This is a genomic window from Aurantiacibacter flavus (assembly GCF_039710615.1).
Classification (GTDB): Bacteria; Pseudomonadota; Alphaproteobacteria; order Sphingomonadales; family Sphingomonadaceae; genus Alteraurantiacibacter; species Alteraurantiacibacter flavus.
In genome coordinates this window covers 779,592-795,733 of the sequence record NZ_JBDLBR010000002.1, presented here as the reverse complement: position 1 = coordinate 795,733, position 16,142 = coordinate 779,592, and the positions used below count along the sequence as shown (strand labels likewise).

16 protein-coding genes and 1 tRNA gene are annotated in these 16,142 nt (G+C 60.5%); 2 read left to right on the top strand and 15 right to left on the bottom strand.

All coding sequences use genetic code 11. The features are described from left to right. Positions 1-27 precede the first annotated feature (27 nt). The 3 genes from ABDJ38_RS08485 to ABDJ38_RS08475 all read right to left on the bottom strand — a co-directional run bounded on the left by ABDJ38_RS08485 (position 28) and on the right by ABDJ38_RS08475 (position 2,935). Positions 28-981 (bottom strand): SPOR domain-containing protein, encoded by a 954-nt coding sequence (locus ABDJ38_RS08485; protein WP_346784655.1) that lies wholly within the window; start codon positions 979-981, stop codon positions 28-30. Next, entirely contained in the window at positions 965-1,993 is a 1,029-nt protein-coding gene (locus tag ABDJ38_RS08480) for a lytic murein transglycosylase (protein ID WP_346784654.1), read from the bottom strand. The genes ABDJ38_RS08485 and ABDJ38_RS08480 overlap by 17 nt, the downstream gene beginning before the upstream one ends. A gap of 78 nt (positions 1,994-2,071) precedes the next feature. Then, positions 2,072-2,935: a DUF8021 domain-containing protein gene (locus ABDJ38_RS08475; RefSeq protein WP_346784653.1), complete on the bottom strand. Its 864-nt coding sequence runs from the start codon at positions 2,933-2,935 to the stop codon at positions 2,072-2,074. 201 nt (positions 2,936-3,136) lie between these two features. Between ABDJ38_RS08475 and ABDJ38_RS08470 the strand changes: the two genes are divergently transcribed. Continuing rightward, positions 3,137-3,226 (top strand) — tRNA-Ser (locus ABDJ38_RS08470). A 154-nt stretch (positions 3,227-3,380) separates the two neighbouring features. Then, entirely contained in the window at positions 3,381-4,496 is a 1,116-nt protein-coding gene (locus ABDJ38_RS08465) for a DUF805 domain-containing protein (protein WP_346784652.1), read from the top strand. Here the strand turns inward: ABDJ38_RS08465 and ABDJ38_RS16950 are convergent, their stop codons facing one another. From ABDJ38_RS16950 to ABDJ38_RS08410, 12 genes are all read right to left on the bottom strand, one after another. Continuing rightward, on the bottom strand, positions 4,497-4,691 hold the full coding sequence (locus ABDJ38_RS16950; RefSeq protein ID WP_429771100.1) for an HGGxSTG domain-containing protein: 195 nt from the start codon (positions 4,689-4,691) through the stop codon (positions 4,497-4,499). Continuing rightward, entirely contained in the window at positions 4,600-5,400 is an 801-nt protein-coding gene (locus tag ABDJ38_RS08460; protein ID WP_346784651.1) for a hypothetical protein, read from the bottom strand. The genes ABDJ38_RS16950 and ABDJ38_RS08460 overlap by 92 nt, the downstream gene beginning before the upstream one ends. 173 nt (positions 5,401-5,573) lie before the next feature. Next, the gene (locus ABDJ38_RS08455) at positions 5,574-6,863 is read right to left on the bottom strand and encodes an AAA family ATPase (RefSeq protein WP_346784650.1); all 1,290 of its coding nucleotides are present in this window, start codon (positions 6,861-6,863) and stop codon (positions 5,574-5,576) included. A gap of 2 nt (positions 6,864-6,865) precedes the next feature. Further along, positions 6,866-7,789 (bottom strand): toprim domain-containing protein, encoded by a 924-nt coding sequence (locus tag ABDJ38_RS08450; RefSeq protein WP_346784649.1) that lies wholly within the window; start codon positions 7,787-7,789, stop codon positions 6,866-6,868. Continuing rightward, positions 7,786-8,097 (bottom strand): MarR family winged helix-turn-helix transcriptional regulator, encoded by a 312-nt coding sequence (locus tag ABDJ38_RS08445; protein ID WP_346784648.1) that lies wholly within the window; start codon positions 8,095-8,097, stop codon positions 7,786-7,788. The genes ABDJ38_RS08450 and ABDJ38_RS08445 overlap by 4 nt, the downstream gene beginning before the upstream one ends. A 183-nt stretch (positions 8,098-8,280) precedes the next feature. Continuing rightward, positions 8,281-8,469, bottom strand: coding sequence for a helix-turn-helix domain-containing protein (locus ABDJ38_RS08440; protein ID WP_346784647.1), 189 nt, complete (start codon positions 8,467-8,469; stop codon positions 8,281-8,283). Positions 8,470-8,580: 111 nt separating this feature from the next. Continuing rightward, positions 8,581-10,383, bottom strand: coding sequence for a hypothetical protein (locus tag ABDJ38_RS08435; RefSeq protein WP_346784646.1), 1,803 nt, complete (start codon positions 10,381-10,383; stop codon positions 8,581-8,583). Between the two features lie 214 nt (positions 10,384-10,597). Continuing rightward, positions 10,598-11,005, bottom strand: coding sequence for a hypothetical protein (locus ABDJ38_RS08430; protein ID WP_346784645.1), 408 nt, complete (start codon positions 11,003-11,005; stop codon positions 10,598-10,600). 11 nt (positions 11,006-11,016) lie between these two features. After that, entirely contained in the window at positions 11,017-12,264 is a 1,248-nt protein-coding gene (locus ABDJ38_RS08425) for a tyrosine-type recombinase/integrase (protein WP_346784644.1), read from the bottom strand. A 267-nt stretch (positions 12,265-12,531) separates the two neighbouring features. After that, complete coding sequence (gene lpdA / locus ABDJ38_RS08420; protein WP_346784643.1) at positions 12,532-13,944, bottom strand: dihydrolipoyl dehydrogenase; 1,413 nt, start codon at positions 13,942-13,944, stop codon at positions 12,532-12,534. Positions 13,945-14,068: 124 nt separating this feature from the next. Continuing rightward, positions 14,069-14,455 (bottom strand): acyl-CoA thioesterase, encoded by a 387-nt coding sequence (locus ABDJ38_RS08415; protein WP_346784642.1) that lies wholly within the window; start codon positions 14,453-14,455, stop codon positions 14,069-14,071. A gap of 285 nt (positions 14,456-14,740) precedes the next feature. After that, entirely contained in the window at positions 14,741-16,033 is a 1,293-nt protein-coding gene (locus ABDJ38_RS08410; protein WP_346784641.1) for a pyruvate dehydrogenase complex dihydrolipoamide acetyltransferase, read from the bottom strand. Between the last annotated feature and the right edge of the window lie 109 nt (positions 16,034-16,142).

Sequence of the window (16,142 nt, the reverse complement as noted above, 5' to 3'; positions counted from 1 at the left end):
CTGCGGCGGACGCATGGCGGTCGCCGCTCAGTCGTTGGTGAAGATTCGTGCGTCGCTATAGCCCGCAGCCCGCACCTTGGCGAGCGAGGCCTCGGCTTCTGCACGGCTGGCGAAGGGACCGGTTCGCACGCGATAGTAACGGTCCGATTGCGAGACCATACCATCAAGTACGCGCGCCGCGCGTTCCGCATTGTCCTGATTGGAGAACGACGCCGCCTGGACGACGAACCCGTCGGTCAGCGGCACAGCCGGGGCAGTGGCGGGTGTTTCGGGTTCCGCCTGCACGATGGCGGTGTTGACGTACTCCGGTGCCGGCTCGTGCTCGGATTCGGGCGCGACAGCTTGCGGTTCAGGTCCGAGGGGCAGCGGCTCCTCCGCGACCATTTCCGGCGCTGTCTCGACGCTCGTGGGAACTGCGGGCAATTGCCGCTTGAGCACGGCGACCAGCGACATTGGGGTATCCATCCGTAGCGGCGCCTCAGCCCCAGCGCGCAGCGCCGCGCGCTGCTCCTCGGGCGGATTGACCCGGCGCACGCGCACCGGTGTATCCGCGCTGGAGCCGAGCTGGGCCATGGCGGCGGGCGAAAGGGCCAACAGCTTGGTCGAGTCCATCGGTCCGCGCTGTTCGACCCGGGCGAGGATTGTACGGCCCGTCTCAAGCGAGGTAACTTCGATGTAGCTCGGCACCGGCAGCGTGTGGTGCGCAGCGGTTATCCCTTGCGCGTCAGTCTGGGCGGCGAGGTAGCCGACCTCGTCGTAGTTCAGCACATCGTTGGGCGTGAAGGTGGTTCCGTCGATGGTATAGGGTTCGCCCACCAGCACAGGATAGTCGGCCTGCGGTCCGTTGGTCGAGGTATTGGCACTCGCCACCACCGGGCCTGCGCCGCCGGATATGGCAGAGCACCCCGTCAACATGGCCAGCCCAGTAGCGGCAGTCAGCCCCACCAGCAGGCGGGTGCGCCTGTCATCGGATAATCTCATCTGCAAGCAACCCCACACTCATTGCGTAGTAATTCGAGCAGTTATATTCGAGGATAACCCTATAATTCTGCGTTAAGAGATATCCCGGCTCGGCCGGCCCGTCTGGTTCGAACAGCGCGGTGAGCACATCATCGCCAATCGGCGCCATCGGGGTGATGCCGCGCTCCTTCCATTCGCGGACGGTCAGCCATCGGCTGTGGCGTCCGTGAACGCGTGGACAGACGGGCGCAACGGTGTCGCTTTCGATCCCGCTGCGATCTGCCGTATTGGGGACATAGGCACGTACCGCCCAAGGCTGCCCCGGGCGCCATCCGGCATCGCGAAAATAGTTGGCGATAGAATGGAGCGTATCGGCGCGCGAGTTCCAGATATCGCGCACGCCGTCGCCATCGCCGTCACGCGCAAGACGAAGATAGACGCTGGGCAGGAATTGCGGGTTACCAAAGGCCCCGGCCCAGCTTCCGACAAGACTGGCGCGCGCAATGCCGCTATCAGCAATCTTGAGCACGTCGATCAGCTCGCGCTCGAACAGCTCACGGCGGCGGCCTTCCCAAGCCAGCGTCGCCAATGAACGCGGCAGATCGAACGAGCCCTTCACCGCGCCATAGGCCGTCTCATGGCCCCAGATCGCGACAAGATATTGTGCGGGAACGCCATATTCGCGCTCCACCTCGGTGGCCAGCGAACCAAGCGAACGATAGGCCGAGCGCCCGCCGTCGATGCGCGCCTGCGAATTGTGGCGAGCGATATAGTTCGCCATCGAGGGAAAGCCGGTGCTGGTGGTGCTGCCACTCGACGAAAGGTTGTCGCGGTCAAGCGCCATGACCCGTTCGTTCGGCGTCAATCCTGCAAACACATTGGAAATCGTGGCATCGCGCACGCCTTCCGCGCGCGCCTTCTGGCCCACGCTTTCGAGATAAGCGCCAAAGCTTTCCTGCTGGGCGGAAGCGGCACTTCCGAGCGAGGCGAAAAGCGAAAAAACGGCGGCCGAAGCAAGCAATCTGATTGTCATGACCACGATCTTAGGCTGCCGGGCAGGCTGGGCAAACGGGTAATTGCCCTCAGCCGCCCGGTTCGTCGCAAACTCCGGTCAGTCCGCGTAAGGCGGCTGCATGTCCGGATTTTCGGCCAGCATCTCTGCGAAGGGTTTGAAGCCGCAGTTGTCTTCCTCACAGTAGGTTACTGTGTGAACATAGCGAATCTTGCCATCCTCGATGCGGAAGGTGTGGCTATCGGGCATGCCGTCTTCGCCACCGAAATCGAGGAAAACGTTCACCGCGCCCTTTGCCTCGTCGACGATATAGCGGCGATTGATCAGCTCCACGCCGGAAGGCACGCCCACGTTGCAGGTGTCGGTCGGTTCGCCGCGCCCGGAGTAGACGCCGCCTTCGAGCCGCGCGCAGGGAGTGCCCCATGGAACCTCAACGGCGGGGTCGTTGAACAGGTCGAGATAGGCATCGGCAGCAGCGATCAGCTCTTCGCGCGTGTTCCGCTCTGCCTCGGGGATTTCGCTCCAGTCTTCGCGGCGGGCATATTCGTAAGTCGCCTTGGCATCGAACAGCCAGTCACCCTCGTCGGTTACGATGTTGTCGAACGGACCGACGCCGAAGAAACCATTGCTGATCTGTGTCGCCGCAACGATTGGGCGTTCCTCATCGAGCATCACGCTTTCGACATAAACTTTGCACTGGGTGGTATCGAGCAAGGCCATGTGCCAGTCCACCGCGCGCTCGGGATAGAGGAAGCTGCCCAGCGAAGAGCGCTTGCCGTTCTCACTGTAATCAACCCATTCGCCGAGCTTCATCGTCATCATCGTGCCCTGCTCGATCCCCTCGACCCAGTCATCGGCAATGCCCTGTAGCATGGCGCGGTCGCAACCGCCCTGTGCAGCAGCGGGTGTAGCCACGGCCATGGCCGCGCCGGCGAAAAGGAATCCAGATATCTTGCGAACCATGATTGGTATCTTCCTCTCTTTGCGCATTTTGATGCGCTGAATCCTCGTGGGGCGACTTGGCCCTTCACGCCAATGGATAACCAATGGGCAAACCTCTGTCACCAACAAGTTGACCTTGTCCAGACCGCCTCCTCCAGGCATTTTCAACAGGCCTGATGACAATTGCCTGAATTGCCGCTAGCGCGCCTCGACCGGCTCCACGGACAGGTGGCAGAGCGGTTGAATGCACCGGTCTTGAAAACCGGCGAGGATGCAAGTCCTCCGTGGGTTCGAATCCCACCCTGTCCGCCATTTTGCATTGATTTAATTGGTATTTTTCCAAGAGAACGCGCCGCTTCCCATAACCGCTCCCCGATAGACCCGGCGCTTGAGGCGAACGCGAGCGGCTGGAAAGTCGCAACATCACACCTTAAGGTGGCTTCCTAGATAATTCACGGGGGCTAGCGTGCAATTCGAGTTGGCAACGGCAAAGAACGCAGGCGCTAAAACGTATCATTCTCTTTTTGGTGGCCGAATTGCTCGAACAAGCTTTGTAATCCGGGTCGCTATAATTGTCGGCTCAGTTTGGATTGTGTCTGCTCCCTTGAGCTCGTTTCTCAGCACATCATCCAAGACGCTGAAAGACGCATACCTTGCCCTCTCTCTTGTATTTCTAGCCGTATGTGCTCTGGGTTTAGCTAGTGCATATATAAAACGCCTGCATGACATTGGTCTACGCGGCTTTTGGGCAGTTTTGTTCGTTTTGGCGCTGCCTTGCCTAGTCATTGAGGCTGCTGAAATTTATACTAATTACCGATACCTCCAAGACGAGAGTGCAGACGCATACTCAATACTCGGCATAATTGTCCCTTTGGTCTTCGCGATGCCGCTACTGATAGCCATGTGGCGTGGCGAGAAAGGTGAAAATAGGTTCGGTCCCGCTCCTGTGCTGGTAGAGCACGTGGGAGCTTCGAAATTCAATATTGCCGCAGTGCTCGGAGCCGCGGCGATCGTGATTCCGACAAGCATATACGCCGGATTGTTTCAGCCAGCGGTTTGGGTTGGCCGAGGAGATAGCGCGCCATCAATGCCAATGATTGATAGCAATTCGAGCGGTCGTCTCTTAGCCAAATGCTGGAACATAAAAGGTGTTAGCGCAGGCACTGGTGGAGGCTCCCTCGGGGGCGTCAATCGAGACGGTTACGGTGGTTCAGTGTTCGATTTTGTCGTTTCGGACGATGGCCAGATTGATATTGTTCCAGCTGGCGAGACCTTTGCAAAGGCATATAGGGCAGACGGCTTCCGAATTGATTCCTATGGGCTGGACGAATCAGGCGGGTACATTAGCGTTGGCGAAAAAGACCGTTTCATGATCGCTGCCGTTTATGATGGCAGTCATGCTCCCGATGGAAATGTAAATTTCACTACATTTTCTTTTGCTAAGACTGGCGAGATTTGGCCGGAATGGCAAATGGTGATGTCCACAGGCATGAGCCTTGGTTCTGGCGAAATAAGCACACTACTCGGTCAAAGCGAGCAAGCGAGGGGCAGGCTCATGATCGGCGATTGCGTAGTGAGGTAACTATTCAGTTTCTCGCACAATCCGCGCAATCGCCTTCACATATCGCACCGCTTCCAGCGTTTTGGCCGAATAGCCGCCATGCTTGCGGGCATTTTGATTGCCCTTAGGCGCGCCGGGGTTCGTCCCGCCGTGCATACGGCACCGTTTCCGCCCTTTCACGGCTGGGGATTGGCACGCCGTTCCCCTGCGCGTCATGGCCAAGCAACGCGGGGCCGCTGCCAGAATTTCCGGTTGCATGGCATTGATCCTCATTCTTCGGTTTTTGCCCCCCCTGATTGACGTTCTCGGCAATTACGGCCTGCCCGCCCCGGTTATCGACGTGGATATGCTTCACCACCTGTTCTCCGCCCCGGCGCATCCGGGCCAGCGTTTCCATTTGCCGCTGAGAAGTGCCCAACAGCTTCGCGGCGAGGTTCCCGAACGTCTGCACCTGCGGCACCCAGTCCGCGCTACCCATCATGCTCAATGCCCGGATTGCTGCGTCATGGGTGCAATACATCTGCACCAGCAACAGCGCCTCGGCCTGATCGTGCGGCTTCATGCTCTCGATGAATGACAGCGCCGCATTGTAGCGCCCTTCATTGTCTGCCCCGACTGAGCCGAGATATTTGAGCAGTTCGGCTGCTCGCGCATTCACGGGGTCAATCGAATTGGCCGAAAAAGCATCGTGCAGCTTGAGCAGCGCCAACGCTTCGCTTTTTCCGGTCGGCTCTATACTCCAGCCGCCATCGGGTTTGCGGGTCATTTTGACCTTCGGCGGTGAGCTTCGCTTTCGAAAGTCGCAGGCCAACCGCGTCAGTTCCGCTCGCTCGCCCTTGTCGAGTTTGTCCCAGCCGGGAACCTCTTTCGCCAATATGCGATTAGCCTCTTCCTCGTTTTCTGTGTCGGGAATTGGGATCGTCACAGTCCGCTCTCGCGGCTGGGCACCAGCCTTGCCCTTGCGCGCCGGTTGCTTGCGCTTCGACTTGTTCGTGTCAGTCATAATTCCCGTACCTTCAAAATTGATCCTCGCCAGCCTTCACCCGCACCCGCACCCGCACCTCTATAAATAGAGGGTGCGGGTAGTGCGGATGGGATTCAAAGCGGGTCAGCACCCGCACTTTCCGCACTTTCCGCACCGCACCTTTCAAGGTGTGGACGTGGGCCAATCTCGCTGGGGTCAACTGCCTTGCCGACGATCACGAATGGTCGCTCGTCCCCGTTCTTGTCGGGCCGGGTTTCAACCTCCAGCGCACCATTTTTGCGCCACGTCCGAATGATAGCTTTGATGCGGCCCTTGTCCGTTTCAACAGACAAGCCCGCTATGTTGGCGACAAGATGGCCAACCCAATCCTTGGCCTGCACGCTCTCGCGCCAGTCACCAGCCGCAAGGCGTTGCTGGACGGTGTAGAGGTGCCACGTTGTCAGCCCGTGGAACACGTCCGGCTTTTCCCAGAGCGTTGCCACACCGACAAAATCGGACGGCTCCAGCCCATCGCCATTGTCAAGGCTCTGGCTTACCAGCTTGATCCATGTGGCGGAATCTGGAGGCGCACGGTTAGCCTTGCCGGTGTCGATGCGCACCAGCGAGCGGCGCAACGCCGGGTCCGCAATCCCAAGTTCCTCGGCATCCTTGTCGCCGATGGGATTGAGCGGGAGCACGACGCGGGCAGCATCGCGCAAGGCCACCGCTCCTCGCCCGTCCTCTGCCGTCACCTCGCGCCCGCCTAGCTTGCGGGTATGGTGCACCAGCACGACCGCGCAGCCGGCTTCCTGGGCCAGCCGCTTCCACCGCTTGGCAATGGCGTCGATTGCTTCATTCGAGCTTTCGCGCACGGCATGGCTGGAAACGAAAGGATCGACGATCACCGTTGCAATCCGCCGTTCGCGGATCGTGGCGGCGAGCTGGGCAAACACGTCCTCTGCCAGCGCAAACCCGTCCCGGTCCTCGCTTGCCGTGCAAAGCGGCTGGACTAGCCCACTATCGAGGTGGAGCCGGTCCCCGCAATCGTCGGGGCCTATGCCATGATAGGCGCAAGCAGCGGACAATTGCCGCTCCAGTTCGTCGGTCCCGTCTTCAAGGTTGAAAATCCACACCGCTTGCGGCCCGCGATGCAGGGGCTTGCCCAAGAGCGGCTGTCCGCTGGCGAGGCAAAGCGCAATCGTGTTGCCTATCGTGCTCTTGCCGGTGCCACCCGGTGCAATGATCGCGGTCACTTCGCCGCGAAGCAGCCAATGGCCAAGCAGCCATTGCCGCCGTGGCAGCGAAGCGGGATCGGGCCAGCGGTAAGGCGTGGCGCGCAAGGCGGAATGCCCATTGATGCGCGCCGCCGCGTCGTCTGGATGGATTGCGGCATAGTCCATGGGCTGAGGTGCGGTTGCTGCCATCGTCACTCCCCCAGCCGCGCCGCTTCGATACGCCCGGCAACATCGTCGCGCGGAATGTCCGCAAAATCGGCGCTGGAGTCCGCTGGGCACGTCTCTGGCCTTGGTGTGGCGACAACCCCGCCAACGGCCTGAGCGGCCTTTCTGGCGACGCCCAGCCCGATATTCTCCGCTAGGTGACGGTCATCGTCCGCCGCGATCACAAGTTTGCGTGCCGGGAATAACTTGCGCATGGCCCGCGCCACGGTTTCGAGATTGCGCGCGGACATGGCAGCGACAACTCCAAAGCCGGTTGCCGAATGGACAGCGGCCATTGTGGCGAAGCCTTCCCCGATCACCAGTGGACCAGCCGATGGCCTCCCGTCCTGCATGTGCACGCCATGGGGCCAGAACAGGCCAGCCGTGCGAGCATCCTTGCCGAACAGCTTGAGACCATCGGGCCGGATGCGCTGCACGTTCCACAGACGAAAGCCGGGATTGAACATCGGCACCAGCAAATCGCGCCCGGCCTGCCGGATGCCGAACGGCTCCAGCGCCTTGGCGACAAGGTAGGGGTGCGCAGGATCGGCGCGGCTGGCATTGGCCCATAGGTCCGCCGCGCACCGTGCCGCCACTTGCTCAGCCTCCAGCCGCTCGCGCTTGCGGGCAAGATCGGCCTGCTGGATGGAGCGCCGTTCCTGCATAGATAACGCGCGCGCGTGCGCGGAATGCGCAAGAAACCCGTCCGCGCGCAGCATTTCCTTGACTGCCAGCGCATCAGCTTGAGTGCCATTGTAGCACGCGACAAGGCACCCATCGGGAGCGTGCGCGCTGACCTTGATTGCCGTCCCCCGGTCGCGCCGCGAATGGCCCGGTGTCGGGATCAGCGCATTGCCCTTGCAGATCTTGCCGCCATAGTGGCGCGCTATCGCTTCAATATCGACGATCACAGCGCGGCCCTCCCTTTGTCGGTGAGCCTGAGCACGGATGCGCTCTTGCCGCTGGGGTTGCGCCGCCGTGCGCCGGTCGGTTCCACAAGGCCCATGGCCCGAAGTTCCGAAAAGCGCGGCTGGAGCGATTCCCGCGTTACGCCGGATATTGCCACGGCCTCCAATGGGGTTGCCTCCCCCAGCCGTGCCAGCGAACGCATGGCAAGGCGGCGAAGGTGCGAGACGGTAGGGGCGATGCACTGGGCAGAGTTCTGGCTCGTTCCGTCCATTCCTTTCGCGCCAGGAATTTCTGGATAGCGATCAGCCATCGCCACACCCCCAAAAGCTAGGATTGCGAGCATGTCTGCCGTTTCCGGGCGAAGACTGTAGTTGCCAATCAGATATTGAGCACGGTAGGCCGAAAGGGTAAGGGATTCCGTGGAAGCGCCGACCAAGCTATTCCACAGAACCCGGTCGCCCTTGGCGGTCGGGTTTTGCCTTTGAGACATGGCTCATGCCTCCCCGGACAATAGCGCGTGGAGGCTTTCTGCCGGGATAACCGTGCGGCCAGCGATGCGGACAGCGCGCAGGCGTCCACTGGAAATGTGAGAATAGATCGTCGTTCGCCCCAAGCTGGACGCCTTGCAGGCTTCCTTGATGGAATAGGCGATCTTTATTGGATCGTTGTTTTCGGTGTGCATTCGGAATGCTCCCCATACCACTGGCGGGGTGCCAGCGTTCGTGGGGCAACCAATTAGGCCGGTTCGGTCCGGCCTTGAATCGTGAAGAATTGGGATAAAGCGGGAGCCGAATTATCTCCTATTTCTCCCGGCACGAAACGCGCGAGAGAGGCGGTCAACCTTCGCCTCAAAACTCGCTCCTACAGCTTCGTTCGCAACTAACTTTGCAGCGGAGGTTGCGTTAAGTGCAGGATTCTTCGCAATCGCCTCCCTCATCTTTTCCAGCAGCGGTGCGTCGGCTTGCTGATAGCCTGTTCCCTTTGCCCTTCCCTTCCTCAACTTTGGGGCAGCCTCATTTAACTTGCTCGACACACTCAATTCGCAAGCGACTCCTACTTGATGAGCTGGAGTCTCAGGTGCGTCGGTGGCAATGCCTTTGGTTGTGAGGCTGGCCGTTTTCGGCGGAAATGCAGTGAGCAGTTCGGCGCGGTTTACTCGAACCGAGACAAAGGCATCCCGACGTCCCTGTAAGGCCCTCTCAATCGTATTGTTTTCCCGGCTCCAAGTCAGGCCTGCCCCGTAGCGTAATCCATCTCTTACATTGTCGAACTGCGCAAAATCCTCTAGTCGCACCGGGTCAATTAGTTCGGTCAGGACCGTATTTTGGTCTATTGCTACGTTCGTCAGATACCTGCCACGGAAGCCAATTGTACCGTCGCTTGCGATAGCGGCCAGTCTGGTCATCGCGTCGCCCAGAGCCTCTTGCCAATGTCCCTTCGCAGCTGGGCCGAATCCGAATGACTCAATACAATCAAACTCATCGCGGCTTAATGAGATGGCAAATGCTATCCACGTCACCGCTTGAGTGAGCTCGACATACGGCCTGTTTGGCGGTTCCCGATATGAAAGCTGAACGGGCTGCACCTTGTGGTCGAAAGGTTCGGGAAGCGTCGGCAGATCGCCAATTTCTGCAATTTCAGGTCGGGCAAGCCATTTCTTCAACTCGTTATGTGAGACAAAGCAGCGCCAATCGCTAAATTCCCCCAAGTTGTGATCCAGCAGCGGATCGAGCGGAAGCCGATCGAAATAAAAGGCGTTCTCTGCCGCACTCGCATTTTCCCAAGCCCAGCCTGGAAGCGGATGAGAGCGGCCATCTTTTACCAGATGTGCCGTTAAATCGCCCGCCAGCAAGGCCCGGCGCATGGTAAGAGACGTGCGGGCAGTGCGCCTATGCCGATGCGTTGCGTTCTCGCACTCAGCATCGAACGGGTCGGCTGGCGGATCAATCCACGGGGCCGGTTCCTGCCCTGCCAGCCGCGTTCTCAGGATACGCTGCAAGATACAAACGGCCTTCGATATTCGCAGCCATTGCCTTTCGTCGCCGTCATGGGAGCGCGACTGCGATTTACCGTATTTCCGCATGGGCTTCTTCGCGGCATCAATCCGCGCGGCGAATATTGCCCAGTCGTCACGCTTCACAAAAAGCGGTCTGCCATAGAGCCAGCCGCGATCATTCCGGGGACGATAGACGCCGGAAACAACCGTCGCGTGGTCAACTTCAACAAACGCGCCGGGAGCTACCAAACGTTCCGGTTCCCCAATTGGAGCAACCCATATTGGCAGTTCCCCGGATTGCATGGCGTTGGCAATGTGCCTCTCCGCTTCCTCGATATTGGCTTGCCGCCTGAGCCAGTTCGCCCGCTGATCCTCTGGAACGGATTGTGCAAAATCTACCATCCGGGAAGGCAGATTTGCGGGAGTAGGCCAACCTTCCGAACGCTCCGCAAGATCGATCCTGCAATGCGATAGCTCATAGGAATCGGTGACGGCTGGACCGCGATGCTCGTCATCATAGCGCGGCAGGCTCGCAGACGCCGGATTATTGAATTGAACGGGAGCAGGGATCATTACACCCCGCTCGTCTTTTCGCGCCATACCGCCTCCCTAGCGGCTCCCAAGGTGAGGCGGGGAAGCACGTGGGATGCGCGCTTATCGGCTGGCCTGCCTATCCTCGCCCGCATTCTATGGCCTCAAGCGGCAGCTTGCCAGCCGCACTCAGAAACCATCCTCATTTTCGCCGGGATCGCTGATTGGGCAGCCCGCGCCACGGTCAAGCACGACGTGGCCGGTGTGCCCGGTGAAACTCTGGCTATGATTGACCACTTTCAGTGGTCACGAAAGATGCCAGAAATTCGCCCCATGCCCGCGCTTGGTCATTTTCCGACCTCCTCAGATCGGCCACCCAGTTCCTGCCACGATATTGGTTGTCATAATCGTGATGGACGCGAACATCCGCGAACGCGCGTACAGCATTTCTCAATTGCTCGGGAAAGTCTGAGAACGAAATAGGCCCCTCGCTATCTGACCACGCATCGATGGCTTGGAACAGTTTGGAGAGTGCAAGGTGCGCATCCTTACGCAAAACGACCGGACGCAAGTATGGGGGCCAAGTTTCGTCGACTTTAGGTTTTGCCGGATTGTCTGGAATCTTGCCCAACTCTCTTCTCATGTTGTCCATGAGACGGAGCTGGGGGCGAGTATGATTGACGTTCCGCATTTTTCAGTCCCTCAGGAATTGCTTGCTCGCCTCATTGGCGTCACCCTAGCACCAGCCGCGCCGTCACTGGCGCAATAGGCCGCCCAATCGTCCATGAGCTGCCGCCGCTTGTCGAAAAGATCGCCGCGCCGATAGGCCCGCTCAACCTTGTTTTCGATTGCGTGGGCCAGCGCCATTTCGGCAACCTCATGTGCATAGCCGGTGCATTCGGCGGCCCAATCGCGGAAGCCCGAACGGAAGCCGTGCACGGTCGCGTCAACCTTCATGCGGCGCATGAGCATTCCCATGGCCATGCCGGACAGCTTGCCGCCTTTCGCACCGGGGAACAGATAGTGGCTGCCAAGCGGCTGGAGGCTTTCGAGAATGGCAACAGCGCGCGGGGACAGCGGCACGCGATGCTCTTTCGCGGCCTTCATGCGCTCAGCTGGGATCGTCCAGATTGCCTTTTGCAGATCGACCTCTGCCCAAATTGCGCCAATCAATTCGCCAGAGCGGGCAGCGGTGAGGATCGTATATTCCAGCGCAAGCGCCGCCACGGCCTCCCGCTTGTGCAGCGCGCGGACAAATGCCGGGATTTGCTCATAGGCAATTGCCTTGTGATGGCCCCGCGAAAGCCGGGTGCGAGCGGGCAGGATTTGCGCGAGGTGCCCGCGCCAGCGCGCCGGGTTTTCACCTTGCCGATAGCCGCGCGCCTTGGCACTATCGAGCACGGTTTCAATTCGCCCCCGAATGCGGCTGGCAGTCTCGGCTTTCCCTTTCCAGATTGGCTCAAGGATTTTGAGCACATGCGTGGTTTCGACCTCGGCAACCGGCAAATCACCGATCACTGGATAAACATAGGTGTCGAGCGTGTTCCGCCATTGCTGGCGATGCTTGGGGTTCCGCCAGCTATCCTCATTTGCCGCGATATAGGCGGTAGCAGCGTCCTTGAATGTGGTTCTGGCCACCTTGGCAGCCTGAGCCGCCGCAAGCGCCTGAGCAGCCTCCCTGTCCCTTTCCTCCAGCGGATCAATGCCCGCCTTGACCCTGAGGCGCAGCGCTGCCGCTTCGTTGCGCGCATCGGCAAGCGACATGCCACCTTGTCCAGCCGCGCCTATTCCAACGTCCCGCGACTTGCCATTTAGCATGAAGCGATAGACCCATGAGCGCGCGCCGGTCGGCTTCACCAGCAAATGCAGCCCACCGCCATCAGCATGGCGTCCCGGCTTTGCGTTCTTCACCGTAAGAGGGGTTAGCGCGTTGTGCAGCTTCCTTGGCATTTCGGCTCCCTGTCAGGGAATCGAACCTGCCAGCGCCCTGCCAGTTTGGCGGAAATAGCAGTCGTTCCCATAACCGCTCCCCGATAATAGCGCGGTTTTATGGGAACGCAACGGGACACATGCGGACGGCCAATCTACCATTTTGGCCAAAAACATCAGGTATTGTGCGGATTGAAGGGATAAATCCGAACACATCCGGCATGTAGTTTGGGGGACACCCTGTCCGCCAACGCCTTCTACTGCTTGGGTGCGTGGAGCCTCTCCCGATCACACGTGGATCACCCGCCCATAAGCCGCGAGCACGCTTTCGTGCATCGATTCGGAAATCGTCGGGTGCGGGAACACCGCCTGCATCAGCTCGGCCTCGGTAGTCTCAAGCGTCTTGCCGATAACATAGCCCTGGATCATCTCGGTCACTTCGGCGCCTACCATGTGCGCACCCAGCAGCTCGCCAGTGGCAGCATCGAACACGGTCTTCACGACCCCCTCCGGCTCGCCCAGCGCAATCGCCTTGCCGTTGCCGATGAAGGGGAAATTGCCGACCTTCACCTTGTAGCCCGCTTCCTTGGCCTTGGCCTCGGTCATGCCAACCGACGCCACCTGCGGGTGGCAGTAAGTGCAGCCCGGGATGTTGTTGCGATCGAGCCCGTGCGGGTGGACATCCTTGTTGCCCAGCTCCTGCGCGATGGCTTCGGCAGCGGTCACGCCTTCGTGGCTCGCCTTGTGCGCCAGCCACGGGCCAGGGGTGCAGTCGCCAATCGCCCACAGGCCCTTTGCCTTGGTGCGGCCGAGATCGTCGATCTGGATGAAGCCGCGATCAAGCTCGGCATATTTCTCCACGCCGATATTCTCGGTGTTGGGCACGATGCCGACCGCCGAGATCACATGGCTGTAGGTCTCGGTGGTGACTTTGCCGGCCTTGTCCTTGATCGTGACCTTCACCTCTTTATCGGAGGCCTTCACTTCTTGCACAGCCGCCTCGGTGAGGATCGTCATGCCCTGCTTGGTGAGCGCCTTGGTCATGAATGTGGAGACGTCCTTGTCCTCCACCGGCATGATCCGGTCGAGCATCTCGACGACGGTGACATCGACGCCCATATCGTTGTAGAAGCTCGCGAACTCGACACCAATGGCGCCCGACCCCATGACGAGCAGCTTCGTCGGCATTTCCTTGGGTGTCATCGCGTGGCGATAGGTCCACACGCGCTTGCCATCGACCGGGGCGAAGGGCAGTTCGCGCGCCCGCGCCCCGGTGGCGACGATCACATGTTTGGCACTGATCGTCTCGGTGCCCTTCTCGCCCTTCACCTCGATGGAGGTCGCGCTCTTCAGGGTGCCCTCGCCCATGTGGACGGTGATCTTGTTCTTCTTCATCAGGTGCGTGACGCCCTGATTGAGCTGTTTGGCAACGCCGCGGCTGCGCTTCACCACGGCTTCCAGATCGGCCTCGATAGCGCCGGCGATCTTCAGGCCATAGTCCTTGGCGTGCTGGGCATAGTGCAGGATTTCCGCCGAGCGCAGCAGCGCCTTGGTGGGGATACAGCCCCAGTTAAGGCAAATCCCGCCGAGCAGTTCGCGCTCGACAATGGCGGTCTTCAGGCCCAGCTGCGAGGCGCGAATGGCGGCCACATAGCCGCCAGGGCCGCTGCCGAGGACGATAACGTCATACTGCTCTGCCATAACTCTTTTCCCAGTTCTCAGTTTCCGCTCGGGCTGAGCTTGTCGAAGCCCTGCCCTGTTTTTTCAACGCCCCACTCGAAACCAAAGCAGTCCTTCGACAGGCTCAGGACGAACGGGGGTTTGTTCACTTGGCGATAAGGCGCGGACGCCCTTCGTCGTCCACCGCCACGAAAGTAAACTTCGCCTGCGTCACCTTGCAGGCCTCTTCCGAATGCCGCTCGCGCCGCCAGGCCTCGACCGCGATCACCATCGAGCTGCGGCCGACCTTCTCAATCTCGGTATAGACCGAGACCTCGCAGCCAACCTTCACCGGCTGGAGGAACTGCATCCCGTCCATCGCCACGGTAACCGCACGGCCCTTCGAATGGCGCGCCGCGGCGAGACCGGCGGCGTTGTCCATGATCGAGACCAGCCAGCCGCCGAAAATGTCGCCATAGGCGTTGGTGTCACGCGGCATGGCGGTGACGCGGATGGCGGGATCCCGCCCCACGTGGATTTCAGCGTCGGTCATCGAAGGGCTCCCAGCATAAGAATAATCACCGGCAGAGCAACAAGGACCGCTGCAGCAATTGCGACAGACTTGCCAGATTCGGCGAGGTATGCGTGAGCTACGGCAGCTGTCGGTACGACCAAGACCCCGGCAACCAATGTCGCCACCTTTACGATTCCCAACGTGCTTGAGCCGCCCTCTGGAATAGCCATCGGAATTACCAGATCGAATACCACGAAGATCGTTGCAACTTCAGCTACGCCCAACGCGATGACAAGAAGCCGCGCACAGCCCAGGGGGACCACATCAGGCCACCAGCCCCAGCGGGCTTTCGATCAGTTCCTTGAACACCTTCATCAGCTGCGCGCCATCCGCACCGTCGATGGCGCGATGGTCGAAGCTTCCGGTGGCGCTCATTACAGTGGCGACGCCCAGCGCATCGTCAACGATATAGGGGCGCTTCTCGCCCGCACCGATGGCCATGATCATCGCCTGCGGCGGGTTGATCACCGCTTCGAACTGCTTGATCCCGAACATGCCCATGTTCGAAAGGCTGGCGGTGCCGCCCTGATATTCCTCGGGCTGGAGCTTGCCTTCCTTCGCGCGAGTGGCAAGATCCTTCATCTCGGTGCTGATCTTGCTCATGGCCTTGGCACCCGCGTCCTTGATGATCGGGGTGATGAGGCCATTGGGGATCGAGACCGCAACCGAAATATCAGCGCGCTCGAACTTCAGCAGGCTGTCGCCCGCGAACTGCACGTTGCACACCGGCACCGTTTCGAGCGACTTGGCCAGCGCCTTGATCAGCATGTCGTTGACCGACAGCTTCACGCCCTGCGGCTCGAGCGCCTTGTTCAGCTCGCCGCGCAGCTTGAGCAGCTTGTCGAGCTGAATATCGACGGTGAGATAGATGTGCGGGACGGTCTGCTTGCTCTCGGTGAGGCGGCGCGCAATCGTCTTGCGCATGCTGGACAGCTTCTCGACCTCGTGCGGGATGCCGAAGTCCTGCGCGGCGGCCGGAGCCGGAGTGGGTCCGGGCGAGGCAGCCGGGGCGGAATCCGCCGGAGGCGCTGCTTCGCCGGGCTTCGCGTTCTCGACGTCGGCCTTCACGATGCGGCCGTTGGGGCCGGAACCCTTCACGCCCGCCAGATCGACGCCTTTCTGTTCGGCAATGCGCCGGGCCAGCGGCGACGCGATGATGCGCTCACCCGAAGGTGCCGGGGCAGAAGCAGAGGCCGGAGCCGGTGCAGCGGCGGGAGCTGGCGATGGCGCGGGCGTTTCTTCGGCAGCCGGGGCCGGCGTGGGAGCAGGCGCGGCAGAGCCATCACCCATCGGCTCAACCGAACCGGCGTCCTCACCCTCTTCCGCGAGCGTAGCGATGATCGTGCCGACCTTCACACCCTCGGCGCCTTCCTCGACCTGGATATGGGCGATCACGCCTTCATCCACGGCTTCGAATTCCATCGTCGCCTTATCGGTTTCGATTTCGGCCATGATGTCACCGGCGGAGACACTGTCACCCACCTTCACTAGCCACTTGGCCAGCGTCCCTTCTTCCATCGTGGGCGAAAGGGCGGGCATCTTGATCGCAATCGGCATGGTCTGGAGCGTTTCCCTGCTGGATTTTGTCGCTGCTCCCCTCTGGCCAATTTGCGCCCGCCAAGCAAGGGGGAGAGCCAGTCTGCAGCATCGCATCTTGCGTAAACAC

Bases quoted from the DNA above. Each gene is read 5' to 3' on its own strand.
- ABDJ38_RS08445 (WP_346784648.1), bottom strand. From the start codon at position 8,097: ATGGCTGATCGCTATCCAGAAATTCCTGGCGCGAAAGGAATGGACGGA.
- ABDJ38_RS08440 (WP_346784647.1), bottom strand. From the start codon at position 8,469: ATGCACACCGAAAACAACGATCCAATAAAGATCGCCTATTCCATCAAG.
- ABDJ38_RS08430 (WP_346784645.1), bottom strand. From the start codon at position 11,005: ATGCGGAACGTCAATCATACTCGCCCCCAGCTCCGTCTCATGGACAAC.
- ABDJ38_RS08410 (WP_346784641.1), bottom strand. From the start codon at position 16,033: ATGCCGATTGCGATCAAGATGCCCGCCCTTTCGCCCACGATGGAAGAA.
- ABDJ38_RS08480 (WP_346784654.1), bottom strand. From the start codon at position 1,993: ATGACAATCAGATTGCTTGCTTCGGCCGCCGTTTTTTCGCTTTTCGCC.
- ABDJ38_RS08425 (WP_346784644.1), bottom strand. From the start codon at position 12,264: ATGCCAAGGAAGCTGCACAACGCGCTAACCCCTCTTACGGTGAAGAAC.
- ABDJ38_RS08435 (WP_346784646.1), bottom strand. From the start codon at position 10,383: ATGGCGCGAAAAGACGAGCGGGGTGTAATGATCCCTGCTCCCGTTCAA.
- lpdA (WP_346784643.1), bottom strand. From the start codon at position 13,944: ATGGCAGAGCAGTATGACGTTATCGTCCTCGGCAGCGGCCCTGGCGGC.
- ABDJ38_RS08455 (WP_346784650.1), bottom strand. From the start codon at position 6,863: ATGGCAGCAACCGCACCTCAGCCCATGGACTATGCCGCAATCCATCCA.
- ABDJ38_RS08475 (WP_346784653.1), bottom strand. From the start codon at position 2,935: ATGGTTCGCAAGATATCTGGATTCCTTTTCGCCGGCGCGGCCATGGCC.
- ABDJ38_RS08415 (WP_346784642.1), bottom strand. From the start codon at position 14,455: ATGACCGACGCTGAAATCCACGTGGGGCGGGATCCCGCCATCCGCGTC.
- ABDJ38_RS16950 (WP_429771100.1), bottom strand. From the start codon at position 4,691: ATGACGCGCAGGGGAACGGCGTGCCAATCCCCAGCCGTGAAAGGGCGG.
- ABDJ38_RS08485 (WP_346784655.1), bottom strand. From the start codon at position 981: ATGAGATTATCCGATGACAGGCGCACCCGCCTGCTGGTGGGGCTGACT.